Below are 24,438 nucleotides of genomic sequence, written 5' to 3'. Positions count from 1 at the left end.
GAGTCCGGCCAGGCGGCGCCCGTCCCGGCGGAGGCCGGCGCGACGGGACCTGCATCGGCGGAGTCCGGCCCGGTCGGTGCGCCCGCGCGCGGTCCCGGAGGGGCGATCCGCATCGTCGGCGGTGAGACCACGTCCGCCGGGCGGTGGGGCTCGAAGCCGCTGCCCTCGGGCAGCCCCGGCACCCCCGCTGCGGGTGCGGGCGGCGGGCTCTGCGTGTACCAGGCCGGCGGGGTGTAGTCGATGGTGAACTCGCCCGTCACATCGGGCTCCGCGTCGGACTGATCGTCCGTCGGGACGTCCCACGTCCCGCCGCGCCTCTCGTTCCGATCGCCGCTCACTGATCCTCCTGGTCTGTTGAACACCGGCCAGGCGCCCACCTAAGACGCCGCGCCCGGACTCAGCCTAATCGCGCTCCGTGCCCGAAGGCCCCGGAGGTCTTGCCCCCACATGTCCTGCCTACAGGCCCCTCGGGCCCTGAGCAACCATCACCGCCCGCGCCTGCGGCCCCCGCCGAACCGCATCTCATGCTGACCCGCCCCCGGTCTGGCCGCCGGACAGCGAAACGGGACCGCCCGTACGGATCCGACGCGCCGGCCGCCTCCCCAAGGCCACGGCTTCACCGTCTGCCAGGGCCACCAGCCGTAGGCGACCACCGATCACCGACCGTCGGGCCGACGGGAGCCGAGCCGACCCAACACGGGGGACACCTGGCGCCGGTGACACCGACGCGCAGCGCGCCCGGCCCCCCCCGGGCACCCCCACGAACAACACGGCCTGACGCCGGAAACGTCCCCAGCCAGTGACGCCCGACGCCCGGCGTGACCCCGCCCCCTGGAACTCCCGACGCGCGGGACGACCCAACGTCGGTGACGCCGCACGACGCGACCCGCCGCCAGCGTCTCCCGACGCGTGGGACGCCCCCCCCACGCAGGTAACGCCCGACGCGACTGCCCGCCGGTCGGCCCGCCGCGGGCGGTACCCACGCTGTGCACGCCCAGACGCCGGAGACGCTCCACGGCTGGTGCAACCCGATCCCGGCACTTGCGACGCGTGGGGCCCCAGCGCCGGCGCCGCCCACGCGTGGCTCGCGCTTCGACGCCGGGGACGCGCCCGACAGGGGGCGGCGCCCCACTCCGGTGACGCTCCGCACGGGCTGCGACCCGGCCCCGGCGACGCCCCGCGCGGGTGAACGCGGGTGACGTGTGGTGCGGCCCGTCGCCGGGGCACCCCGTCTCCGCGCGGGGGCTCTCCGCTGTGTCTCCGGTCGCCCGGCGGGCCCGTCTCGAACGGCGCCGAAACCGGCCCCCCGGGGTTCAGTCAATGCGCCGGGCCGCGCCCAGGAGCCCGGTCTCCGTTTCCGTGCCCTGCGTCAGGACGAACTTCCGGTCGCCCCGCGTGCACCACAGCGTCACCCCGTCGCCCAGCGTCGGCAGCGCCTCCACCACCGTGGCCGGCAGCCGCATCAGCGAGCCCACCTGTTCCGCCTCGTCCGGGGACACCCGCTGGACCCCCACCAGCGCCGAGTTCCGCAGCAGCCGGGGTGCCGCAGGGCTCACGTACGGCAGCAGGGTCAGGACCGACTGCCACGGGCCCGCCACCACCCGTCCGCGCGGCGGCCGCATCCCGCAGTCCCGGACCACCAGCACCGGACTGCCCGCCGACGCGCCCTGCGGCGGCACCCGGCCCACCTCGTGCAGGGTCACGCACTGCTGCCCGCCCCCGGCCGCCCGGGCCAGCCCGGACCACACCGGTGCGCGGCCCGTCTCCACCGCCACCCGGGCTCCGGTGGCAGCCGTACGCAGCGCCAGTACCTGGGCGGTCCACAGACCGCCGATCAGGGTGACCTCGTACGGGGCGGGCCGGTTCACGCCCAGCACCGCCGGCCGCCCAGCGGCGTCCAAGCCGATCACGACCCCGTCGTCCCCGACGGGCAGCGCCAGCGCGTCCAGATCCGCGGCCGCGACCACATGCCGCTCGCGGCGCGGCCCCAGCAGCCCGAACCCACCCCGCACCACCCGATACCCCCTCACCGCGCCCCACCCAACGGCAGCGACGCCAGCAGCCCCGGGACCTGTTCCCGGTCCAGCCGGACCAGTCCCGCCCCTACGCCCCGGGCCATCCGTTCCAGTTCCTGGCGGGCCGCCACCAGCTCCTCGTCGCTGCGCCCCGTCACCCGTACGTGTCCCGTCAGGGACACGCCCTGACGCCCCGCCGGAGCCATCGTCAGGCTGAAGTTCGTGGCCAGGGCCGGCAGCGAGGTCAGCAGGGCCACGAGCTGGGGGAGTGCCGCCCCGGCGCCGCCCAGCCGGGGCCAGCGGGCTACCCAGTAGGTGGTGTGCCGGCGGTCGTCGCAGCGCCAGGTGCGCGGGGTCTCCTCCGTTCGCCGGCCGGTGCTGCCCGAGCGCCCCGCCTGCGTGATCGCCATCGGGTTCGCGCACGAGGAGGTCGCCAGCGCGCCCGTCAGCTCCTGCTCGGTCAGCACCGTGGCCCGGAACCCGGCCCCCGTGAGCCGGCTCGCCAGCTGGTCCGCCGCCCGCACCACACAGCGCTGGGCCCCCACCAGACCGCCGCCCCGCGCCGCCACCGCCTCCGGGCACAGCTCCGCGTCCAGCTTGAGGGCGATCCACGTCAGCCGGACCGCCGGGGCACCCGTCTGCGCCTGGAGCGGGGCGTAGTTGCGCGCCGCCATCGACTGCGCCGGCAGGTGCGGGGCCGGGGCCGGCTGGGTGTGCTGCACCAGCTGCGCCGACTCCAGCCGGATCCCGTCCACCTCCAGGACGTCCCGCACCGCCGACAGCGGCAGCGGACGCGCCGTACGCTCCGGCCGCAGCGCGGTGGCCTCCATGTCCACCTGCACCACCGCCGTCAGGAAGGTCCCGTCGCCGACCAGTCCGACCGGCCGCCGGTCCCGGCCTCCGAAGGCCGACGTCCGCAGTGCCGGTTCGGCCTCGACCAGCGGAGCCAGCCCCGGCTCGGTGCCCGGGGGCACCGAGGCGGACGCCGCCCCGCGCCGCCGGGCGCGCAGCGCGAGCGCCCCGCCGATCCGCTCCGGAAGCGAGCGCTGCCGGCGCCGTACCAGCGCGAGCGGCACCAGGGCCGACGCGGCCACCCCGGCCGGCACCAGCAGCAGCGGTTCCACCACCCAGGCCACGAGGAGCACCGCCGCGGCCAGCTGGAGCAGTACGAGCTGTTGCAGTCGGAACGGCCCGAACCGCCCCGGTCCCGGCAGCGGACGCGGTGTGACCCCGCCCCGCGCGGGTGCGCCGCCCTGCGCCTCCAGCGCCTCCTGTGCCTCCGACGCCTGCGGCGCCGTCGCGGTGGCCCCCACTGGCGCACCTCCCCAACTCGGGGGCGAAGAAGGGGAGTCCGGCCGGGGCGCGGTCACGGCCGCCGCTACCGGAACTCCGCCATCCACCCCAACAGCCCTGAAAATCCCGGTAGTCCTGAACATCCCGGCAGCCCTGAACATCCCGGACCCGGACGGATCCGCCGGGCGCCCGGTCTCCGCCCCGGCCCCTCCGGCAGCCGCCGACCCTCCGTCAAGAGGCATAGTAGGTCCCCGGTCCGACAACCAGGGCCCAGGGAGCGGCCCCGCCGACCGGGCCGTGCGGGGAGGAGCAGGCGGTCATGGCGTCACGGCGCGACGAGCTGAACGCGTACACCTTTGCGAAGCGGCGCACGGTGTCCGCCTTCCTCCAGCCATCCGCCACCGGAACCGAGGAGGGCGCGCCCCGGCCGCTGCGCGCCGTCCTGCCGGGGGTGGTCGTCGGCGCCCTGCTGGTCGCCGGCTTCGGCGCCTGGGGCATGCTCAGACCGCAGGCCCCCAAGGGCTGGGACGAGCCCGGAGCCATGGTCATCGTCGGCAAGCAGTCGACGACCCGCTACGTGGTCCTCACCACGAGGATCAACGGAAAGGACCAGACCCGGCTGCACCCCGTGCTGAACCTGGCCTCCGCCCGGCTCCTCCTCGCCCCGCAGAAGTCCAAGGTCGTCCAGGTCGACGACCGCCTGCTGGACGCCGGCAAGCCCCCGCGCGGCCCCATCATCGGCATCCCGTACGCCCCCGACCGGCTCCCGGTCAGGGAGGACGCAGCCAAGGCCAAGCGCTGGGCCGTCTGCCAGCAGCCGGGCGGCAACAACCGGGGCGTGCAGACCGCCGCCTTCGTCCTCGCCGACCGCGAGGCGGGCCTGCTGGACGACGCCCACCGCACCACCGACACCCAGGTGCTGTACGTGCAGAGCACCGGCGGCGCCAAGGAGCGCTTCCTGGTCGACTCGGCCGGCACGAAGTACAAGTTCCCCGAGGGACGGCCCGACTCCGGGACCCTGACCACGGCGCTCGTCGGCCCCGGGGCCACACCGCAGCCGGTCACCGAGGAGTGGCTGGCCACCCTCAACCCCGGCGACGACCTCGACTTCCCACAGCTGCCCGGCACCCCCGGCGCCCCCGCCGGCGTCCCCGGGCTGGGCGGCGCCGAGAACCGGGTGGGCATGGTGCTGACCGCGCAGACCGGCTCGGGCACCCAGCACTACGTCGTCCTGCCCGACCGGGTCGCCCCCGTCTCGGAGTTCGTCGCCTGGCTGCTGATCTCGGCGCCCGCCGCCGACGGCCTCGACATGCACGGCCGGGCCCGCGAGGTGGACCTCCAGGCCCTGAAGGACGCCCCGCCCTTCCAGGACGAGGTCCGCTGGCCCAGGAAGCGCGCCACCCAGGTCAACCGCGTCGCGCCCGCACCCGCCTCCGCGTCGGCCGGCGAACAGCGCGACACCGTCTGCAACGTCCTGCGCGCCGTCGACGCCCAGGGCCGCCAGACGCTGAGCACCTGGGCCGGCACCGGCTTCCCCGTGGACATCACCGCCAGCGGCACCAGCGCGTACGTCACCCCCGGCACCGGCCTGCTCTACACCCAGGTCCAGGGCCGCCAGGCCAACGCCGGCGGCGCCCTGTTCCTGGTCACCGACACCGGCCTGCGCTACGCCGTCCAGGCCAACGGCGACAGCGACGCCGAGCAGTCCGGGATCGGGGCCCGCGACCCGCAGGCCCCGGGCGCGGCCGGCGACGGACGGCCCGAGCCCAGCCAGGCGCAGGTCCGGCTCGGCTACGGCGGGATCGTCCCGGCCCCGGTGCCCATCGCCTGGTCGGAGTTCCTCTCCAAGGGGCCCCGCCTGGACACCAACTCCGCACGCCAGCCCCAGGGCTCCTGAGGTGAGGAGACCGGCCGTGCCCCGGCCCTCCCGCGCCGCCGCCCTGCCGCTGGCGGCGCTCGCGCTCGCACTCCTCGCGGCCGCCGCCGGCCCGGCCCAGGCCCGGCCCGCCGCGCTCACCCGTCCCGCGTACGTGACGGGCCCCGCCGGCGCCGGCGAGTGCACCTTCCCCATGAAGAAGCAGATCGCCGACCGCCCCTGGGCCCTCCAGCGGCTCACCTTCGACGCCCTGTGGGCGCAGACCAGGGGCAAGGGCGTACGCGTCGCGGTCATCGACACCGGCGTCGACCGCGTCAACCCGCAGCTGGCCGGCGCCCTCGACACCGGCGCGGGCCGGGACCTCCTCGACCCCAAGGGCGACGGCACCAACGACACCGTCGGCCACGGCACCAAGGTCGCCGGGCTGATCGCGGCCCGGCCCCAGCCGGGCACCGGCTTCGTCGGCCTGGCCCCCGAGGCCACCGTCATCCCCATCCGGCAGAACGACGGGCAGGGCAACGGCAAGGCCGGCACCCTCGCCCAGGCCATCGACCACGCCGTCGCCCAGCGCGCCCAGGTCATCAACATCTCCCAGGACACCGAGGCCCCCCTGACCGCCGACTCCGAGCTGGCCAAGGCCGTCCAGCGGGCCCTGGGCGCCAACGCCGTGGTCATCGCCTCCGCCGGCAACGACGGGCTGAGCGGCGAGAAGCACCGCACCTACCCGGCCGCCTTCCCCGGGGTCCTCGCCGTCGCCTCCTCCGACCGCAACAACGAGCGGGCGGCCTTCTCCCAGCCCGGCGACTTCATCGGTATCGCCGCCCCCGGGGTGGACATGGTCTCCACCGTCCCCGGCTTCGGCCAGTGCGTGGACAACGGCACCAGCTTCTCCGCCCCCTACGTCGCCGGGGTCGCCGCCCTGCTGCGCGCCAAGCATCCGCAGTGGAGCCCGCAGGAGGTGGTCTGGCAGATCCAGAACACCGCCGAGCGTTCCGTCAACGGCCGTGACGACTACGTCGGCTGGGGCGTCGTGGACCCGGTACGCGCGCTCACCCAGGACCGGGAAACGCCCCGGCCCCCCGTCCCGGACCCCGGACCGCCACCGGCGGCCGCCCCGCAGGCCGTACGGCTCCAGCTCGGCGAGAGCGCCCAGGAGCGCGACGAGCGGATCGCCACCTACGCCCTGGGCGTGGCGGGGCTGCTCGTCGCGGTCATCGCCGCCACCACGGCCGTCGTCCACGAGGCCCGCCGCAGGCGGCGCCCGTCGCGTTGAGGGGGTGCCGGCGGCGGCCGTCCGGTGTGTTGGGCGGGGCAACCGGACTGGCTAGAGTGACGGCAGGCTTCCCGACGGTGATCGGGGGAGGGGCGTGAGGCGGAGGGGGAACTCCGGGGCGCCTGGCGGGAATCCGCGCCCGGACGGTCCGCTCCGTCCCGCAATGCCTCGGCCCGGCCGGGGAATTGAGAAGTGAGGAGCTTCGGATGACTGACAATTTCGGACTTGCCGACGATCCGGTCGTCAAGGCGGCCAACAAGATCTCCGAGACGGCCCATGCCGTGACCACCCAGGCGCGTGAGCTGGCCGACATCCTGGCGACCGCCGGCGCGGGCTGGACCGGTGTCGGCGCCGACGGGTTCACCAAGGCCCAGTCGGACCTGAACCTCGACCACGACGCGATCCGCCGCCTGCTCGGCGTGCTGCACAACGCCGTCTCGCAGACCAAGAACCTCACCAACGCGCAGGACGAGGAAGTGCGGGCGGCGTTCAACTCGGTCGGCGCCGGCCACAGCGGCAGCGGCCGCTCGGGCCTCGACAGCCTCTGAGCCGGCCCCGCCACCCGTTCCCCCAGCACCCAGCCGAAGGAGAAGAGCATGCCCGACGACGGCCACACCCGGGTCCGGTACGAGAGCGTCCAGCAGATGGCCGACCGCATCCGCATCGTCTCCAGGAACATCCTCAAGGACCTGGACGAGATGGAGGCGGCCGTGAAGGTCGTCACCGACACCTGGGACGGTGAGGCGCACCGCGAGTACGTCGCCCTCCAGAAGAAGTACCACGCCCGCGCCGACCACATGCAGAAGCAGCTGGAGAAGGTCGCCCAGCTCATCGAGCGCGGCAAGGGCGACTACCGCGCCACCGACGTGAAGTCCTCCCGCCTGTTCACCGAGGCGTTCTGAGCCCGTACGAGGCCCCGCGCACGGTACGCGGAGGGGGCGCGCCCGCACCGGGCGCGCCCCCTGTGCCGTATCCGGCCACCGGCCTCAGGTGAGGTCGAACTCCCCGTCCCGGGCCCCGAGGACGAACGCCTCCCACTCGGCCGCCGTGTAGCGCAGCACCGTGTCGCGGTCCAGGGACGAGCGCATCGCCACCGCCCCCTCGGGCAGCTTGGCGATCTCGACGCGCTCCTCGTCCGGGCTGGTCCCGGGCGGGCCCTGCCATTCGACGTCGCTGATGTCGAGCGCGTACAGCTCGTCCTTCTCCTGCTGGGTGCCCATGATGCGGCCCTTCCCCTCGGTCGTGCGGTGCTGCTGCGTCTTCGCAGCCGATTATCTGCGCAAGCCGGCCACCCGGGGCAGTTTTCCGCCGGAAACGAACCCGGGGACGAACCCCGGACACCGGCCGCCGCCCCGGACCGCCTCCGGACTACAGCCCCGGCATCCGGCCCAGCTGCACCAGCGAGGTCCCCCGCCTGCGCGAGACGTAGTAGCCGCGCCCCGGCGGCATCGGGCGGGGGCGGACCAGGCCGAGCAGGTCGCCCTCGGACGGGTCGCCCGACAGCACCACGCCCTGCGCGCCCAGCTCCTTGATCCGCTGCATGAACGGCTCGTACAGGGCCCGCGAGGCCCCCGCCGAGCTGCGCGCGATGATGAACCGGACACCGGTGTCCCGGGCGAAGGGCAGGAACTCCACCAGCGGCGCCAGCGGATTGCCCTGGCTCGTGGCCACCAGGTCGTAGTCGTCGATCAGGATGAACACGTTCGGGCCCGTCCACCAGCTGCGGTCCCGCAGCTGCTGCGGGGTGACGTCGGTGGGCGGCTGGCGCCGCGAGAACACCCCGGCCAGCGCCTCCATGTGCATCTTCAGCGAGCTCGCCATCGGCGCGTACTCCAGCAGGTGCTCCTCCGGCAGCGCCCCCAGCAGACCCCGCCGGTAGTCCCCGACCACCAGCTTCGCCCGGTCCGGGGGGTACCGCTCGGCGATCTGCCGGGCGATGAGCCGCAGCAGGTTCGTCTTGCCCGACTCGCTCTCGCCGAACACCAGGAAGAAGGGGTCCGTCTCGAAGTCGGCGAAGACCGGCTCCAGCGCCGTCTCGTCGATGCCGATGGCGATCCCCCGCTCGGGGAACTCCCCGCCCTTGGGCAACTGGTCGGCATGGAGCAGCCGCGGCAGCAGCCGCACCCCCGGCGCAGAAGGGCCCGCCCAGCCCGACCGCACCGCCGCCACGAACTCCTGCGTGCCCCGCGAGAGGCTCTCCGCGTCGTGCGCCCCGTCGATACGCGGCAGCGCGCCCAGGAAGTGCAGCTTCTCCGGCACCTGCCCGCGCCCCGGCATCCCGGTGGGGACGTTCGCGGCGACCCTGCGGTCGAACTCGGAGTCCATGACGTCGCCGAGGCGCAGCTCCAGCCGTCCCAGCATCTGGTCCTTCAGCGCGGCGCGTACCTCCATGTACCGGGCGGCGGTCACCACCACGTGGACGCCGTAGCCCAGACCGCGCGAGGCGATGTCGGTGACCACCTGCTCCAGGCCCTCGTACTCGCCGCGGAAGCCGCCCCAGCCGTCCACGATCAGGAACACGTCGCCCCACGCCTCGCCGGGCAGCTCGCCCGCCGCCCGCCTGCGCCGGTAGGTGGCGATGGAGTCGATGCCCTGGGCGCGGAAGAACTCCTCGCGCCGGGTGAGGATCCCCGCCACCTCCGCGACCGTGCGCCGCACCCGCTCGGGATCCAGCCGGGAGGCGATCCCGCCCACGTGCGGCAGCTCCGCCACCGCCGACATCCCGCCGCCGCCGAAGTCCAGCCCGTAGAACTGCACCTCGCGCGGGGTGTGCGTGAGGGCGAAGGCCGAGATCAGGGTCCGCATCAGCGTCGACTTGCCCGACTGCGGACCGCCGACCACCATCATGTGGCCCGCCGCCCCCGAGAAGTCCCGGTAGAGCACCTCGCGCCGCTGCTCGAAGGGCTTGTCGACCAGCCCGAGCGGCACCACGAGGCCGCCCGGCCGGGTGTAGCCCTCGGCGTGCAGCCCGCGCTCCGCCGACGCCGCCAGCGCCGGCAGCAGCTGGTCCAGCGACGGCGCCCGCTCCAGCGGCGGCAGCCACACCTGGTGCGCCGGCACCCCCTGCCCCTCCAGTCGCCCCACGATCACATCGAGCACCGTGTCCGCGAGCGCGTCCTCGCCCGGATCCGGCCGCGCGGCCGTCTCCGCGGGGTCCGGGGCGGCGTACACCACCGGCACCGGAGCCGCCGTGAACAGCGCCGGCCGCCGCTCCACCGGGAACGGCCCCGCCGCCGGCTCCCGGCCGCCCGAGCGGTAGACGCCCGACACGTACGCCGCCTTGAACCGCGTCATCTCGTCCGTACCGAACTTCAGATACCCCGAACCCGGCACCGACGGCAGGTGGTACGCGTCCGGTACGCCGATCGCCGTCCGCGACTCCGCCGCCGAGAAGGTCCGCAGGCCGATCCGGTACGACAGGTACGTGTCCAGGCCGCGCAGCTTGCCCTCCTCCAGCCGCTGCGAGGCCAGCAGCAGGTGCACGCCCAGCGAACGGCCGATCCGGCCGATCTGGATGAACATGTCGATGAAGTCGGGTTTGGCCGTGAGCAGTTCCGAGAACTCGTCGATGACCAGCACCAGCGAGGCCAGCGGCTCCAGCGGGGCACCGGCCGCCCGCGCCTTCTCGTAGTCGTGGATGTTCGCGTAGTTGCCCGCCGAACGCAGCAGCTCCTGCCGGCGCTGGAGCTCGCCGCGGATCGAGTCGCCCATCCGGTCGACCAGCGTCAGGTCGTCCGCCAGGTTGGTGATCACCGCCGCGACGTGCGGCATCTGCCCCATGCCCGTGAAGGTGGCACCGCCCTTGAAGTCCGCGAGGACGAAGTTCAGCGTCTCCGAGGTGTGCGTCACCGCCAGACCCAGCACCAGCGTGCGCAGCAGCTCCGACTTGCCCGAACCGGTCGCGCCCACGCACAGCCCGTGCGGGCCCATGCCCTCCTGCGCGGCCTCCTTCAGGTCCAGCATCACCGGCGCGCCGTCCTCGCCCACACCGATCGGCACCCGCAGCCGCTCACCGGCCGACCTCGGCCGCCAGGTGCGGGAGACGTCGATCGACGCCGCGTCGCCCAGGTTCAGCAGATCGGTGAAGTCCAGGTTCGCCAGCAGCGGCTCGTCGTCGTCCCCGCCGCCCGTGCGCAGCGGCGCCAGCTGCCGGGCCAGGGCCTCGGCCGCGGGCAGCGACAAGGTGTCCGGTACGCCCTCGTACGCCACCCCCGCGCCCGACTCCAGCCGCAGCCGCCCCGGACGCACCACCACCGACAGCCCGCCCCGCGGCTCGTCCAGCTCGCCCGCGACCACCTCCACGACGGTCACCCCCTGGAGCCCCTCGGCCGCCGCGAACACCGAGTCCGGCGGCACCAGGCCACCGTCGAGGACCACCACCAGGTGCGGCTGGTCCAGCACCGGGGACACCTCCCGGCTGAACCGCGGCCGCCCCTCCAGCCGCGGCCCCAGCAGCCCCTCCAGCTCACCGAGGTCGTCACCGAACAGCCGCTTCGTACCGGCCCCGTCCACCTGCCCGGGCACCTGTGTGTGCGGCAGCCACTTCACCCAGTCCCACGAGGGCACCGCCCCCGGCGCCGCCACCACCCCGACCACCAGGTCCTCGGGGGAGTGCAGCGTCACCAGCTGCGCCACCATCGCCCGCGCCGCCCCCCGCGCCGACTCCGCCTCCCCGGACACCGTCACGTGGTAGAACGCCCGGATCGACACCGCCACCGGCAGCCCGTCCAGCGAGGAGTGCACCTTCAGGAAACGCTGCATCGCCCCGGCCGTCAGCGGCTCCAGCTCGTCCACCGGCGCCGTGTCCGGGGCCACCAGCGGGGTCGCCAGCCGCTGCGCGCCCAGCCCCAGCCGGGCCTGCCCGAAGTCCGCGTCACCGACCCGCCGCTCCCACAGCCGCGACCCCTCGGCCACCACCGCCCACAGCTGCTCCGGAGCCGGGTGCAGGTACAGCTGCGCGTCACGCTGCGCCCGCGCCGTCCTGCGCACCTGACGGCGCGTCTGCGCCAGGTACTTGAGGTAGTCCCGCCGCACGTCGGCCATGTGCCCCTGCGTACCGCGCCGGTGGCGCACCAGCTGGGCCACGACCATGCCCACCGTGGACGCCAGCATCAGCACGCCCATGACCCGCATGAACCCCGGCACGTTCGGCAAGAAGAAGAACACCGCCGAGGAACCCATGCCCAGCATCGGCAGGAGCTGCATCATCAGCCCCTCCTGCTGCCCCCGCGGAAGCTCCGGCGGGGCCTGCAGCCTCAGTTCCTCCACGGGGACTTCGGGTGGCAGTGACCGGGGCGGGCGCTTGACGACGATCTGGCTCACCGGAGCATCAATCCCTCGAAAACCGACGGGACGCCGCGACCGCCGCCCCCAACTCCCGGCCACAGCAGGCGACTCCCGCACCCCCGCGCCCGGGCGCGACCGTGATCCTACTGGCCGGGGGCCGCCCGGCCGCCGGATAGGGTGGCGCGCGCACCAGGCGCATCCACCCATGCGCATCCGCGAACCGGCCGCCCGGACGGGCGCCAACCAGGGGGTCACACAGGTGAGTACGGCCGAGGCGACCGGGTTCTGCAGGGTCACGGTCGTGGCCCCGGACAGCCGCATCGACGTCGCCCTCCCCGAGGACATCGCCGTCGCCGACATCTACCCCGAGCTGCTGCGCCTCACCGGCCAGACCCAGCCCGTGGGCGCCCCGCCCGGCTACCACCTCGTACGCCGCTCCGGCACCGTCCTCGACGGCGCCCGCACCCTCGCCGCCCAGCAGGTCCTCGACGGCGAGGTGCTCACCCTGCGCCCCTTCGCCGAGTCCCTGCCGCCCGCCGTCTTCGACGACGTCTGCGACGCCGTCGCCTCCGCCGTCGTCCGCGACCGCCACCTCTGGAGCGACGACCTCCTGCGCGGCGCGGGCCTGGCCGGCTCCGCCGTGCTGCTCGTCCTGCTCGGCTTCGTCCTCTGGCGGGCCGACCCCGTCGGCCACGACATGCACGGGCTGCCCGGGATCATCGCCGGAGCCGCCGGCGTGCTGCTCACCGCCGCCGCCGCGGTGCGCGCCCGGGTCTACCGCGACCGGGGCTCCGCCGCCGCCCTCGGCCTCGCCGGACTGCCGCACCTGCTGATCGCCGGCTCCGGCATCGACGCCGCCGCCCCCGGCCAGGGACCGGGCCGCCTGCAGTTCCTGCTCGGCTGCGCCTGCGTCCTCGTCGCCTCCGTCGCCCTGACCGCCCTCACCCCGTACGGGGACGCCCCCTTCGTGGCGGCCACCTTCCTCGCCGCCACGGGCACCCTCGCCACCTTCGCAGCCATCGCCTCCGGGGCCTCCGCGACCGCCACCGCCGCCGTCTGCGCCCCCGCCGCCATCGGGCTCGTCGCCTTCCTGCCCGGCCTCTCCGCCCGCTTCGCCCGCCTGCCCATCGGCTACGCCGCCCCGCGGAGCGCCACCCCGGACTACGACGAGGGCCCCGACCGCCACGGGAGCGACCCGTACGGGGACCGGTCCGGCGAGGCCCGCGCCGGCCAGGGCGCCCCGGTCGACGCCGAGGCCGTCGCGGCCCAGGCCCGCCGGGGCCACGAGATGCTCCTCGGCCTCGTCGGGGGCTGCGCGGCCGTCACCGTCGGCGCCGCCGCCGTCCTCGGTTTCTCCGGCGACCCCTGGGCCCGCCTGCTCGCCCTCGCCGCCGGCCTGGCCGTCCTGCTGCGCGCCCGCCTCTTCCGCTACACCTCCCAGGTGGTCTGCGCCCTCGCCGCCGGCCTCGCGGCCATCGCCCTGCTCGTCCTGGGCCTCGCCCTGCACCCGCCCGGCACCCTGATGGAGGAGCTCACCCGCTCCCAGGACCGCGGAGGCGCGGACCTCCGTACGATTTGGCTCTCCGCCGCCGTCGCCGCCGGCGCGGCCCTCCTCGCCGCAATAGCGCTTGTCGTCCCCCGAAAGGGTCTGTCACCCTTCTGGGGAAGGCTGCTCGACCTCACCGAGGCCGCGGTCCTGCTGGGCCTCGTCCCGCTGGCCCTGGCCGTGCTCGACGTCTACGGCCGCGCCCGCTCTCTCACCAGCTGAGACATCGGGTCCCGGCAGCCTGGTACGCTGTGTGACGGCCGTTTGTGTACGCGCCCCCGGAGACCTCTGGAGGCTGCGCTCAGCGGACCCCGCCTCCCGAGTCACGGAAGATCCCCAGAGAATTCGACCTGGGGCACTCGGTGGCCACGAAGACCTAAACGAGGAGTACGCGTGCCGCTCGACGCCGCTACGAAGAAGCAGATCATCGCAGAGTTTGGTGCCAAGGAGGGCGACACCGGCTCCCCCGAGGTCCAGGTCGCGATGCTCTCGAAGCGCATCTCGGACCTGACCGAGCACCTCAAGACCCACAAGCACGACCACCACTCCCGTCGTGGTCTGCTGATCCTGGTCGGCCAGCGCCGCCGTCTGCTGCAGTACCTGGCCAAGAAGGACATCCAGCGCTTCCGTACGCTGGTCGAGCGCCTCGGCATCCGCCGCGGTGCGGCCGGCGCCAAGTAAGCACACTGTGAAGGGAGCGGTTCCCACACCGATGGGGCCGCTCCCTTTGCCGTACGTGCGCGACCTGCCCGACGCTTTGTAGGCTGGGTCACAGCGCACAACTGAAGAGGAGGAGCGCCCTCCCACGCCGCCGGTCCTCGGTAGTGGCATCCGGAAGACCCCGCGAAGGGGCAGAGAACCGGGTGCTTCGATCGAAGACCGGCCCGCACGCCAGGAGCGCTTCTCCGCAACCGTCCTCCACCACACGGGTGGCGGACGGAGACGACGAAAATGGAGAAAACGCTAGTGGAGAACGAGACCCACTACGCCGAGGCCGTCATTGACAACGGTTCCTTCGGCACCCGCACCATCCGCTTCGAGACGGGCCGCCTGGCCCGCCAGGCCGCCGGCTCCGCCGTTGCCTACCTGGACGACGACACGATGGTGCTCTCCGCGACCACCGCGTCGAAGAAGCCCAAGGACCAGCTCGACTTCTTCCCCCTCACGGTGGACGTCGAGGAGCGGCAGTACGCCGCCGGCAAGATCCCCGGCTCCTTCTTCCGCCGCGAGGGCCGCCCCTCCGAGGACGCGATCCTCACCTGCCGCCTGATCGACCGCCCGCTGCGCCCGTCCTTCAAGAAGGGCCTGCGCAACGAGATCCAGGTCGTCGCCACGATCATGGCGCTCAACCCCGACCACCTGTACGACGTCATCGCGATCAACGCCGCGTCCGCGTCCACGCAGCTGGCCGGCCTGCCCTTCTCCGGCCCGATCGGCGGCGTCCGCGTCGCGCTGATCAAGGGCCAGTGGGTGGCCTTCCCGACGCACACCGAGCTCGAGGACGCCGTCTTCGACATGGTCGTTGCGGGCCGCGTCCTGGAGGACGGCGACGTCGCGATCATGATGGTCGAGGCCGAGGCCACCGAGAAGACCATCGCCCTGGTCAAGGGCGGCGCCGAGGCGCCGACCGAGGAGGTCGTGGCCGCCGGTCTCGACGCCTCGAAGCCCTTCATCAAGGTCCTGTGCAAGGCTCAGGCCGACCTGGCCGCCAAGGCCGCCAAGCCCGAGGGCGAGTTCCCGGTCTTCCTGGACTACGAGCAGGACGTCTACGCCGCCCTGGAGCAGGCCGTCCGCGGCGAGCTGGCCCAGGCGCTCACCATCGCGGGCAAGCAGGACCGCGAGGCCGAGCTGGACCGCGTCAAGGACATCGCCGCCGAGAAGCTCCTCCCGGCCTTCGAGGGCCGCGAGAAGGAGATCTCCGCCGCCTACCGCAGCCTGACCAAGGCCCTGGTGCGCGAGCGCGTCATCAAGGACAAGGTCCGCATCGACGGCCGTGGCCTGACCGACATCCGCACCCTGGCCGCCGAGGTCGAGGCCATCCCGCGCGTGCACGGCTCGGCGCTGTTCGAGCGTGGCGAGACCCAGATCCTGGGCGTCACCACCCTCAACATGCTCCGCATGGAGCAGCAGCTGGACACCCTCTCCCCGGTGACCCGCAAGCGCTACATGCACAACTACAACTTCCCGCCGTACTCCGTCGGCGAGACCGGCCGCGTCGGCTCCCCCAAGCGCCGCGAGATCGGCCACGGCGCGCTCGCCGAGCGCGCGATCGTGCCGGTCCTGCCGACCCGCGAGGAGTTCCCCTACGCGATCCGCCAGGTGTCCGAGGCCCTCGGCTCCAACGGTTCGACGTCCATGGGCTCGGTCTGCGCCTCCACCATGTCGCTGCTGAACGCCGGTGTGCCGCTCAAGGCCCCCGTCGCCGGTATCGCCATGGGCCTGATCTCCCAGGAGATCGACGGCAAGACGCACTACGTCGCCCTCACCGACATCCTCGGTGCGGAGGACGCCTTCGGCGACATGGACTTCAAGGTCGCCGGCACCAAGGAGTTCGTCACCGCCCTCCAGCTCGACACCAAGCTGGACGGCATCCCCGCCTCCGTCCTGGCCGCGGCCCTCACCCAGGCCCGCGACGCCCGCCTCCACATCCTCGACGTGATGATGGAAGCGATCGACACGCCGGACGAGATGTCCCCGAACGCCCCGCGGATCATCACCGTCAAGATCCCGGTGGACAAGATCGGTGAGGTCATCGGCCCCAAGGGCAAGATGATCAACCAGATCCAGGAGGACACCGGCGCCGAGATCACGATCGAGGACGACGGCACCATCTACATCGGTGCCGCCGACGGCCCGGCCGCCGAGGCCGCCCGCTCCACGATCAACGCGATCGCCAACCCGACCATGCCGGAGGTCGGCGAGCGGTACCTGGGCACGGTCGTCAAGACCACCACCTTCGGTGCCTTCGTCTCCCTCATGCCCGGCAAGGACGGCCTGCTGCACATCTCGCAGATCCGCAAGCTCGCTGGTGGCAAGCGCGTGGAGAACGTCGAGGACGTGCTCGCGGTCGGCACCAAGGTGCAGGTCGAGATCGCCGAGATCGACCAGCGCGGCAAGCTCTCCCTGGTCCCCGTGATCGAGGGCGAGACCGCTGACGCCGATGCTGACAAGGACGACTCCGACAAGTGACGTCGCGTAGTTCCCGTGTGACGGCCCGCCCCTCTTCGGAGGGGCGGGCCGTCGCCCGTACCCAAACCCTGCTCAAGGGGCAGGACGGCATCGGCACCGTCCGGCGCACCGTCCTGCCCGGCGGGCTGCGCGTCGTCACCGAGACCCTGCCCTCCGTCCGCTCCGCCACCTTCGGCATCTGGGCGAACGTCGGCTCCCGTGACGAGACGCCCACGCTCAACGGAGCCACCCACTACCTGGAGCACCTCCTCTTCAAGGGCACCGCCAAGCGCACCGCCCTCGACATCTCCTCCGCGATCGACGCGGTCGGCGGCGAGATGAACGCCTTCACGGCGAAGGAGTACACCTGCTACTACGCCCGGGTGCTCGACACGGACCTGCCGCTCGCCATCGACGTGGTCTGCGACATGCTCACCGGCTCGCTGATCCGCGAGGAGGACGTCGACGCCGAGCGCGGGGTCATCCTCGAAGAGATCGCGATGACCGAGGACGACCCGGGCGACATGGTCCACGACCTCTTCGCCCAGACCATGTACGGGGACTCCCCGCTCGGCCGCCCGGTCCTCGGCACCGTCGAGACGATCAACGCCCTCGGCGCCGACCGGATCCGCCGGTTCTGGAAGAAGCACTACGACCCCACCCGCCTGGTCGTCGCCGCCGCGGGCAACGTCGACCACGCCAAGGTCGTACGCCAGGTCCGCGCCGCCTTCGAGAAGGCCGGCGCGCTCGGGAACAGCGACGCCCAGCCCCTCGGCCCCCGTACCGGCAGCAGGCGCGTCCGCACCGCCGGCCGCGTCGACCTGGTCAGCCGCAAGACCGAGCAGGCCCACGTGGTCCTCGGCATGCCGGGCCTGGCCCGCACCGACGAGCGCCGCTGGGCCCTCGGCGTCCTGAACACCGCCCTCGGCGGCGGGATGTCCTCCCGCCTCTTCCAGGAGGTCCGCGAGAAGCGCGGCCTGGCCTACAGCGTGTACTCGTACACCTCCGGCTTCGCCGACACCGGCCTCTTCGGGGTCTACGCCGGCTGCCGGCCCAGCCAGGTCCACGACGTGCTGCGGATCTGCCGCGACGAGCTCGACAAGGTCGCCTCCGAGGGGCTCACCGACGAGGAGATCCGGCGCGCCGTCGGCCAGCTCTCCGGCTCCACCGTCCTCGGACTGGAGGACACCGGGGCGATCATGAACCGCATCGGCAAGAGCGAGCTGTGCTGGGGCGACCAGATGTCGGTCGACGAGATGCTGGCCCGTATCTCCGAGGTGACCCCGGACGACGTCCGCGGCGTCGCCCGGGATGTACTGGCCCAGCGGCCCTCGCTCGCGGTGGTCGGCCCGCTCAAGGAGAAGCAGGCCGCCCGCCTGGACGAAGCGGTCGCGTAGTCCCCCGTACGGAGTGAAGGAAACAAGCATGAGCAAGCTGCGCGTGGCGGTCCTCGGCGCCAAGGGCCGTATCGGCTCCGAGGCCGTCAAGGCCGTCGAGGCCGCCGAGGACATGGAGCTGGTGGCGGCCCTCGGCCGGGGCGACTCGCTGGAGACCCTGACCGAGGCCGGGGCCCAGGTCGCCGTCGAGCTGACCACCCCCGACTCGGTGATGGACAACCTCGGCTTCCTCGTCGGCCACGGCATCCACGCCGTGGTCGGCACCACCGGCTGGAACGAGGACCGCCTCGGCCGGCTGAACACCTGGCTGGCCGGCTCCCCGGAGACCGGGGTGCTCATCGCCCCCAACTTCTCCATCGGCGCCGTCCTCACCATGAAGTTCGCCGCCCAGGCCGCCCGCTACTTCGAGTCGGTCGAGGTCGTCGAGCTGCACCACCCGAACAAGGTCGACGCCCCCTCCGGCACCGCCACCCGTACCGCGCAGCTCATCGCGGCCGCCCGCGCCGAGGCCGGCCTGGGCGCGCAGCCCGACGCCACCGTCACCGGCCTGGAAGGCGCCCGCGGCGCGGACGTCGGCGGTGTCCCGGTGCACGCCGTCCGCCTGCGCGGCCTGCTGGCCCACCAGGAGGTGCTGCTCGGCGGCGAGGGGGAGACCCTGACCATCCGCCACGACTCCCTGCACCACAGCAGCTTCATGCCGGGCATCCTGCTCGGCGTGCGCCGCGTGACGCGGACCCCGGGCCTCACCTTCGGCCTGGAAAACTTCCTCGACCTCGGCTGATGAGGCAGTAGCACCATGCGCGCGAAGATCACCTACTTCCTCACGGCCGCCGTCCTGGTCGTCTACTTCGTCCTGGTCGGCAGCAGGGGCCTGATGCTGATCCAGCAGGGCACCTGGCTCACCGTCACCTTCGGTGCGGCCGTGCTGATCCTGCCGGTCATCGGCATCTGGTTCCTCTGGATGAACACCCGGTTCGTCACCCGCGCCAACCAGCTCGCCGCCGAACTGGAGGCCGAGGGCGGCCTGCCCGTCGACGAACTGGAACGCGACCAGTACGGGCGGATCCTGCGGGACTCCGCCGACGAGGTCTTCGCGCGCCGCAAGGCCGAGACCGAGGACGCGCCGGGGGACTGGCGCACCTGGTTCCGCCTCGCCGTCGCCTACCACGACGCCCGCGACACCCCGCGGGCCCGCAAGGCCATGCAGCGGGCCATCGCCCTGCACCGGACGCACACCGCCGCCTGACCGCCGCCACCGCGGCGCCACGTGAGCGAGAAGGGCCCGTACGGGAACGATCCCCGTACGGGCCCTCGGCGTGCCTGCCAGGCCGTCAGGCGGGCACGGCCCGGTACTCCCCGGCCCACGCCTCCACCACCTCGGCCGCCCGGTCGAAGGCTTCGGCGCGCGCGAGGAAGTCGGCGCTGTGGTCGCTCAGCACCGGAAGCTCCTCCCCGCCCCGGCCGGCCACCGTCAGCACCTGCCCCTGCACGGTCCTCGGCAGCCCCAGCCACCGCACCGGCTGCTGGACCTTGCGGATCCCCTCGACCTCGCTCCACGCGATCGAACGGGTTTTGAAGAACCCGACGCACCGCAGCCCGCCGGGACTCACCCAGACGCCCGCGCGCAGGATCCGCAGCGCGGATCCGACCACGGCGAGCGACACCGCCCCCGCCGCCAGGGCGTCCGCCCAGGTGCCGGCGAAGGCGATGATCACGGTGGCCAGCAGCATGAAGGCGGACAGGAGCAGCAGCAGCGCCGCACCGGCCACCCGCCAGGGACCGGGCCGGTAGGGGCGCCGCCAACGTGCGGGATCCACGTGAGGGAGGGCCTCGTCCTCGTGAGCGTCGAAGACGCCGTCGGCCGTCAGGAAGGGCAGGGGCACGGCTGGACCTCACTCACATGCACGTTCGTTGATCTGTGCCCGTGAGGCTACCGTCCCTCGGACGCCTCCGACTGCTGCGCCTTGCCGGTGGCCTTGTAGGGCTGCAGGGCGGGCATGCCGAAGAGCAGGGAGCCGACGAGCCCCGCGACCACGGTCAGTCCGACCAGACTACGGGCCGTGATCTGGGTCATGCTCAGCCGCTCGCGCGGCGGCGGGGTGACATTGCTTCGGAAACGGTCGGCCTCGGCGACGAAGGCGAACGGGACGGGTTCGCGCCGGCGGCGGAACATGGGGCAACACTCCTCGGAGTAGGGGTTCGTACATCTGCCCCGTAAGACGAACGAAGACGCGGATCGGTGCCCCGTATCCGGAGATTCACCGGAACTCGTGGCGCCCCGTCAGCCGCCCGGCCGGTCCGGTGCCGGGGCCGCTCTGGCGGGCGGCCCGTACGAATCGCCGTAGAGTGGGCGCGCCCCTCGAAAGACCCGTTCGGAAGGACCCCGTGTGAGCGAGACCGTCGCCCCCGACCTGAAACCCAGCTTCCGCAGTGATGTGACGGTGGAGCTGGTCAAGCACTCCGCCGCCGACAGCGACGTGCTGTGGGCCGCCCGTGTGTCGACGGCCGGGGAGCAGTCCCTGGAGGAGCTCCAGAAGGACCCGGAGCGCTCCAGGGGCCTCATCAACTACCTGATGCGCGACCGTCACGGCAGCCCCTTCGAGCACAACTCGATGACCTTCTTCATCAGCGCCCCGATCTTCGTCTTCCGCGAGTTCATGCGGCACCGCGTGGGCTGGTCCTACAACGAGGAGTCCGGCCGCTACAGGGAGCTCCAGCCGGTCTTCTACGTCCCCGACGCCGAGCGCAAGCTCGTCCAGGAGGGCCGTCCGGGCAAGTACGTCTTCGTCGAGGGGACGGAGGCGCAGCAGGAGCTCACGGGCCGGGTCATGGAGGACAGCTACCGCCAGGCGTACGAGGCGTACCAGGAGATGCTCGCGGCCGGCGTGGCCCGCGAGGTCGCCCGGTCGGTCCTGCCGGTCGGCCTGTTCTCCTCGATGTACGCCACGTGCAACGCGCGCTCGCTCATGCACTTCCTCGGCCTGCGCACCCAGCACGAGCTGGCGAAGGTGCCGTCCTTCCCGCAGCGGGAGATCGAGATGGTCGGCGAGAAGATGGAGCAGCACTGGGCGAAGCTCATGCCGCTGACCTACGCGGCCTTCAACGGCAACGGCCGCGTTGCCCCGTAAGGCCCGACGCACGCACGGCGTACGGATGTGCTGGGACAAGTCCCAAGTGTCCGTATTGCGGCCTTTCGTAAAGTTCATCTAGGCTGATCAAACGGACCCGGCACTGCTTGAACCCCCGAGCAGGCAGTGCCGGGATCCAACAGCGGTTCACGTCCCCCGAGGGGACACCGCGGGCATGGCAGCGAGTAGCGTGTTACCCATGGCTCCGATCTCGACTCCGCAGACCCCCTTCGGGCGGGTCCTCACCGCCATGATCACGCCGTTCACGGCGGATGGCGCACTTGACCTCGACGGCGCGCAGCGTCTCGCCGTCCACCTGGTGGACGCAGGCAACGACGGCCTGATCGTCAACGGCACCACCGGTGAGTCCCCCACGACCACCGACGCGGAGAAAAACGACCTCGTACGAGCCGTACTCGAAGCGGTCGGCGACCGCGCGCACGTCGTCGCCGGCATCGGCACCAACGACACCCGGCACACCCTGGAGCTGGCCCGCCAGGCCGAGCGCACCGGCGCCCACGGCCTCCTCGCGGTCACGCCCTACTACAGCAAGCCGCCGCAGGAGGGCCTCTACCAGCACTTCACGGCCATCGCGGACGCCACCGGGCTGCCGGTCATGCTCTACGACATCCCCGGCCGCAGCGGCGTCCCGATCAACACCGAAACCCTGGTGAGGCTCGCCGAGCACCCGCGCATCGTGGCCAACAAGGACGCCAAGGGCGACCTCGGCCGCGCCAGCTGGGCCATCGCGCAGAGCGGCCTGGCATGGTACTCGGGCGATGACATGCTGAACCTGCCGCTCCTGTCGGTCGGCGCCGTCGGCTTCGTCTCGGTCGTCGGCCACGTGGTCGCCCCCGAGCTGCGCGCGATGCTCGAAGCCCACCTGGGCGGCGACGTGCAGAAGGCCACGGAGATCCACCAGAAGCTCCTCCCGGTCTTCACCGGTATGTTCCGCACCCAGGGCGTGATGACCACCAAGGCCGCCCTGAACCTCCAGGGCCTACCCGCGGGCCCGCTGCGGCTGCCGCTGGTCGGCCTGACCGACGAAGAGACGGCCCAGCTCAAGCTCGATCTCGCCGCCGGCGGGGTACAGCTCTGACAACGGACTTCACAACTGAACAAGCAGGACCGAAACAGACAAGAGCAAGTGCACGAATGACATGCGCGCCACGTGCCTGAAAGGGGCACGTGGCGCGCGTGGTGAAGGAGAACCTTTGAGCCATCCGCACCCTGAACTCGGCCCGCCGCCGAAGCTCCCCAAGGGCGGCCTGCGGGTCACCCCGCTGGGCGGTCTCGGCGAGATCGGCCGCAACATGACCGTCTTCGAGTTCGACGGCCGCCTGCTGATCGTCGACTGCGGCGTCCTCTTCCCCGAGGAGGAGCAGCCGGGCATCGACCTGATCCTGCCGGACTTCACGTCCATCCGGGACCGGCTCGACGACATCGAGGGCATCGTCCTCACCCACGGCCACGAGGACCACATCGGCGCCGTCCCCTACCTCCTCCGGGAGAAGCCGGACATCCCGCTGATCGGCTCCAGGCTGACGCTGGCCCTCATCGAGGCCAAGCTCCAGGAGCACCGCATCCGCCCCTACACCCTTGAGGTGAAGGAAGGCGAGCGCGAGTACCTCGGCCCCTTCGACTGCGAGTTCATCGCCGTCAACCACTCCATCCCGGACGCCCTGGCCGTCGCGATCCGCACGGACGCGGGTCTCGTCGTCGCCACCGGCGACTTCAAGATGGACCAGCTCCCGATGGACAACCGCCTCACCGACCTGCACGCCTTCGCGCGTCTGAGCGAGGAGGGCATCGACCTCCTCCTCTCGGACTCGACGAATGCCGAGGTCCCGGGCTTCGTCCCGCCGGAGCGCGACATCTCCAACGTCATCCGCGGTGTCTTCGCGGGTGCCCAGAAGCGGATCATCGTGGCGTCCTTCGCCAGCCACGTGCACCGCATCCAGCAGATCCTGGACGCCGCCCACGAGTACGGCCGCCGGGTCGCCTTCGTCGGCCGCTCCATGGTCCGCAACATGGGCATCGCCCGTGACCTCGGCTACCTCCGGGTCCCGGCCGGCCTCGTCGTCGACGTCAAGACCCTCGACGACCTGCCGGACGAGGAGATCGTGCTGGTCTGCACGGGCTCCCAGGGCGAGCCGATGGCGGCCCTGTCCCGCATGGCCAACCGCGACCACCAGATCCGGATCGTCCCCGGCGACACCGTGATCCTGGCGTCGTCCCTGATCCCGGGCAACGAGAACGCGGTCTACCGCGTGATCAACGGCCTGACCCGCTGGGGCGCGAACGTCGTCCACAAGGGCAACGCCAAGGTCCACGTCTCGGGCCACGCCTCGGCCGGCGAGCTGCTGTACTTCTACAACATCTGCAAGCCGAAGAACCTGATGCCGGTCCACGGCGAATGGCGCCACCTGCGCGCCAACGCCGAGCTCGGGGCCATGACGGGCGTCCCCAAGGACCGCATCGTCATCGCCGAGGACGGCGTGGTCGTCGACCTGATCGACGGCAAGGCCCGCATCTCCGGCAAGGTCCAGGCCGGCTACGTGTACGTGGACGGCCTCTCGGTCGGCGACGTCACGGAAGCCTCGCTGAAGGACCGCCGCATCCTGGGCGACGAGGGCATCGTCTCGGTCTTCGTCGTGGTGGACAGCACCACCGGCAAGGTCACCAGCGGCCCGAACATCCAGGCCCGCGGCTCCGGCATCGAGGACTCCGCCTTCGTGGCGGTCATCCCGAAGATCGAGGAGGCCATCGCCCGCGCAGCGGCCGACGGCGTGGCCGAGCCGCACCAGATCCAGCAGCTCATCCGCCGCACGGTGGGCAAGTGGGTCTCCGACGCCTACCGCCGCCGCCCGATGATCCTCCCGGTCGTCGTGGAGGTCTGACCTGAAGCGGGGCCCCCGGATTTGCATCCGGGGGCCCCGCTCCAGTACGTTGGCGTCTCCACCCCGCAGGGACCAGCGCACACAGGTGCGCCCGGATCCGTCTGCCGGGGAGGATGGGAATTCGGACCGGGGAAACCTGATAAAGTCTGTCCCGCCCGAAAGGGAAAGGCCCCCCGAAGGCCATCGGAATTCAAATCCACACCGGAAACGGTACGGAAAGAATCTGATAGAGTCGGAACCGCCGGAAAGGGAAAACGCGAAAGCGAAGGACCTGGAAAGCAAGCGAGAAAGACTCTGATAGAGTCTGAATCGCAAGAACGAAAGCCCGGAGGAAAGCCCCAGTAAGTGTTACTGCGGGTGAGTACGAAGGAAGCGTCCGTTCCTTGAGAACTCAACAGCGTGCCAAAAATCAACGCCAGAAGTTGATACCCCGTCCACTCCGGTGGATGAGGTTCCTTTGAAAAAGTCCTGTTCCTTCGGGGGCAGGCAACAACACAGCGAGGACGTTGTGGTCAGTCGGTCTTATTCCGACCGTGACTGACCCGCTCTTTCGTGT

At 72.4% G+C, this 24,438-nt stretch carries 20 protein-coding genes; 13 read left to right on the top strand and 7 right to left on the bottom strand.

The window, feature by feature from the left end; all coding sequences use genetic code 11:
- The 3 genes from ABZ716_RS00100 to eccE form a co-directional block, all read right to left on the bottom strand.
- Positions 1-338 (bottom strand): SCO5717 family growth-regulating ATPase (locus tag ABZ716_RS00100; protein WP_358955391.1); only part of this gene is annotated, 338 nt, incomplete at its 3' end.
- Between the two features lie 975 nt (positions 339-1,313).
- Positions 1,314-2,012, bottom strand: coding sequence for a hypothetical protein (locus ABZ716_RS00095; protein ID WP_358955835.1), 699 nt, complete (start codon positions 2,010-2,012; stop codon positions 1,314-1,316).
- Between the two features lie 14 nt (positions 2,013-2,026).
- On the bottom strand, positions 2,027-3,280 hold the full coding sequence (gene eccE / locus ABZ716_RS00090; protein ID WP_358955832.1) for a type VII secretion protein EccE: 1,254 nt from the start codon (positions 3,278-3,280) through the stop codon (positions 2,027-2,029).
- 347 nt (positions 3,281-3,627) lie between these two features.
- On the opposite strand from eccE, the gene eccB reads away from it, so the two are divergent.
- The 4 genes from eccB to ABZ716_RS00070 all read left to right on the top strand — a co-directional run bounded on the left by eccB (position 3,628) and on the right by ABZ716_RS00070 (position 7,359).
- On the top strand, positions 3,628-5,205 hold the full coding sequence (gene eccB, locus ABZ716_RS00085; protein ID WP_358955388.1) for a type VII secretion protein EccB: 1,578 nt from the start codon (positions 3,628-3,630) through the stop codon (positions 5,203-5,205).
- 16 nt (positions 5,206-5,221) lie between these two features.
- Entirely contained in the window at positions 5,222-6,457 is a 1,236-nt protein-coding gene (gene mycP, locus ABZ716_RS00080; RefSeq protein ID WP_358955385.1) for a type VII secretion-associated serine protease mycosin, read from the top strand.
- A 206-nt stretch (positions 6,458-6,663) separates the two neighbouring features.
- Entirely contained in the window at positions 6,664-7,005 is a 342-nt protein-coding gene (locus ABZ716_RS00075) for a hypothetical protein (protein WP_358955383.1), read from the top strand.
- Between the two features lie 48 nt (positions 7,006-7,053).
- Positions 7,054-7,359 carry a WXG100 family type VII secretion target gene (locus ABZ716_RS00070; RefSeq protein WP_351883957.1) on the top strand — a complete coding sequence of 102 codons (306 nt, stop codon included), beginning with the start codon at positions 7,054-7,056 and terminating at the stop codon, positions 7,357-7,359.
- 84 nt (positions 7,360-7,443) lie between these two features.
- Here ABZ716_RS00070 and ABZ716_RS00065 read toward each other — a convergent pair whose 3' ends face one another.
- Both ABZ716_RS00065 and eccCa read right to left on the bottom strand, forming a co-directional pair.
- A complete protein-coding gene (locus ABZ716_RS00065; protein WP_007266914.1) occupies positions 7,444-7,677 on the bottom strand; it encodes a DUF397 domain-containing protein in 234 nt (77 codons plus the stop codon).
- A gap of 148 nt (positions 7,678-7,825) precedes the next feature.
- On the bottom strand, positions 7,826-11,779 hold the full coding sequence (gene eccCa / locus ABZ716_RS00060) for a type VII secretion protein EccCa (protein WP_358955381.1): 3,954 nt from the start codon (positions 11,777-11,779) through the stop codon (positions 7,826-7,828).
- Positions 11,780-11,948: 169 nt separating this feature from the next.
- Here eccCa and eccD point away from each other — a divergent pair, with 169 nt between their 5' ends.
- The 6 genes from eccD to ABZ716_RS00030 all read left to right on the top strand — a co-directional run bounded on the left by eccD (position 11,949) and on the right by ABZ716_RS00030 (position 19,100).
- Positions 11,949-13,511: a type VII secretion integral membrane protein EccD gene (eccD, locus tag ABZ716_RS00055; RefSeq protein WP_358955379.1), complete on the top strand. Its 1,563-nt coding sequence runs from the start codon at positions 11,949-11,951 to the stop codon at positions 13,509-13,511.
- A gap of 171 nt (positions 13,512-13,682) precedes the next feature.
- A complete protein-coding gene (rpsO, locus tag ABZ716_RS00050; RefSeq protein WP_136213493.1) occupies positions 13,683-13,970 on the top strand; it encodes a 30S ribosomal protein S15 in 288 nt (95 codons plus the stop codon).
- A gap of 285 nt (positions 13,971-14,255) precedes the next feature.
- Positions 14,256-16,478 carry a polyribonucleotide nucleotidyltransferase gene (locus tag ABZ716_RS00045; RefSeq protein WP_351884204.1) on the top strand — a complete coding sequence of 741 codons (2,223 nt, stop codon included), beginning with the start codon at positions 14,256-14,258 and terminating at the stop codon, positions 16,476-16,478.
- A complete protein-coding gene (locus ABZ716_RS00040; RefSeq protein WP_358812327.1) occupies positions 16,475-17,854 on the top strand; it encodes a pitrilysin family protein in 1,380 nt (459 codons plus the stop codon). The genes ABZ716_RS00045 and ABZ716_RS00040 overlap by 4 nt, the downstream gene beginning before the upstream one ends.
- A 28-nt stretch (positions 17,855-17,882) precedes the next feature.
- Positions 17,883-18,635 (top strand): 4-hydroxy-tetrahydrodipicolinate reductase, encoded by a 753-nt coding sequence (dapB, locus tag ABZ716_RS00035; RefSeq protein WP_358955377.1) that lies wholly within the window; start codon positions 17,883-17,885, stop codon positions 18,633-18,635.
- 15 nt (positions 18,636-18,650) lie between these two features.
- Positions 18,651-19,100: a hypothetical protein gene (locus ABZ716_RS00030; protein ID WP_351883946.1), complete on the top strand. Its 450-nt coding sequence runs from the start codon at positions 18,651-18,653 to the stop codon at positions 19,098-19,100.
- An 85-nt stretch (positions 19,101-19,185) separates the two neighbouring features.
- On the opposite strand, the gene ABZ716_RS00025 is transcribed toward ABZ716_RS00030, so the two are convergent.
- On the bottom strand, positions 19,186-19,737 hold the full coding sequence (locus ABZ716_RS00025; RefSeq protein ID WP_358812328.1) for a PH domain-containing protein: 552 nt from the start codon (positions 19,735-19,737) through the stop codon (positions 19,186-19,188).
- Positions 19,738-19,784: 47 nt separating this feature from the next.
- Positions 19,785-20,027 (bottom strand): hypothetical protein, encoded by a 243-nt coding sequence (locus ABZ716_RS00020; protein WP_351883942.1) that lies wholly within the window; start codon positions 20,025-20,027, stop codon positions 19,785-19,787.
- A gap of 214 nt (positions 20,028-20,241) precedes the next feature.
- Between ABZ716_RS00020 and thyX the strand changes: the two genes are divergently transcribed.
- The 3 genes from thyX to ABZ716_RS00005 all read left to right on the top strand — a co-directional run bounded on the left by thyX (position 20,242) and on the right by ABZ716_RS00005 (position 23,882).
- Positions 20,242-20,982, top strand: a complete 741-nt coding sequence (thyX, locus tag ABZ716_RS00015; protein ID WP_358812330.1) for an FAD-dependent thymidylate synthase — start codon at positions 20,242-20,244, stop codon at positions 20,980-20,982.
- Between the two features lie 199 nt (positions 20,983-21,181).
- On the top strand, positions 21,182-22,081 hold the full coding sequence (gene dapA, locus ABZ716_RS00010; protein WP_358955374.1) for a 4-hydroxy-tetrahydrodipicolinate synthase: 900 nt from the start codon (positions 21,182-21,184) through the stop codon (positions 22,079-22,081).
- Positions 22,082-22,196: 115 nt separating this feature from the next.
- Positions 22,197-23,882, top strand: coding sequence for a ribonuclease J (locus tag ABZ716_RS00005; protein ID WP_358812332.1), 1,686 nt, complete (start codon positions 22,197-22,199; stop codon positions 23,880-23,882).
- Positions 23,883-24,438 lie beyond the last annotated feature (556 nt).

This window comes from Streptomyces sp. NPDC006687 (genome assembly GCF_040636215.1).
In the GTDB taxonomy this organism is placed as follows: Bacteria; Actinomycetota; Actinomycetes; order Streptomycetales; family Streptomycetaceae; genus Streptomyces.
The sequence above is the reverse complement of the archived record's forward strand: the minus strand, read 5'-3'. Positions and strand labels throughout refer to the sequence as shown.

Bases quoted from the DNA above. Each gene is read 5' to 3' on its own strand.
- ABZ716_RS00070 (WP_351883957.1), top strand. From the start codon at position 7,054: ATGCCCGACGACGGCCACACCCGGGTCCGGTACGAGAGCGTCCAGCAG.
- eccB (WP_358955388.1), top strand. From the start codon at position 3,628: ATGGCGTCACGGCGCGACGAGCTGAACGCGTACACCTTTGCGAAGCGG.
- ABZ716_RS00030 (WP_351883946.1), top strand. From the start codon at position 18,651: ATGCGCGCGAAGATCACCTACTTCCTCACGGCCGCCGTCCTGGTCGTC.
- ABZ716_RS00020 (WP_351883942.1), bottom strand. From the start codon at position 20,027: ATGTTCCGCCGCCGGCGCGAACCCGTCCCGTTCGCCTTCGTCGCCGAG.
- dapA (WP_358955374.1), top strand. From the start codon at position 21,182: ATGGCTCCGATCTCGACTCCGCAGACCCCCTTCGGGCGGGTCCTCACC.
- eccD (WP_358955379.1), top strand. From the start codon at position 11,949: ATGCGCATCCGCGAACCGGCCGCCCGGACGGGCGCCAACCAGGGGGTC.
- ABZ716_RS00065 (WP_007266914.1), bottom strand. From the start codon at position 7,677: ATGGGCACCCAGCAGGAGAAGGACGAGCTGTACGCGCTCGACATCAGC.
- dapB (WP_358955377.1), top strand. From the start codon at position 17,883: ATGAGCAAGCTGCGCGTGGCGGTCCTCGGCGCCAAGGGCCGTATCGGC.
- ABZ716_RS00075 (WP_358955383.1), top strand. From the start codon at position 6,664: ATGACTGACAATTTCGGACTTGCCGACGATCCGGTCGTCAAGGCGGCC.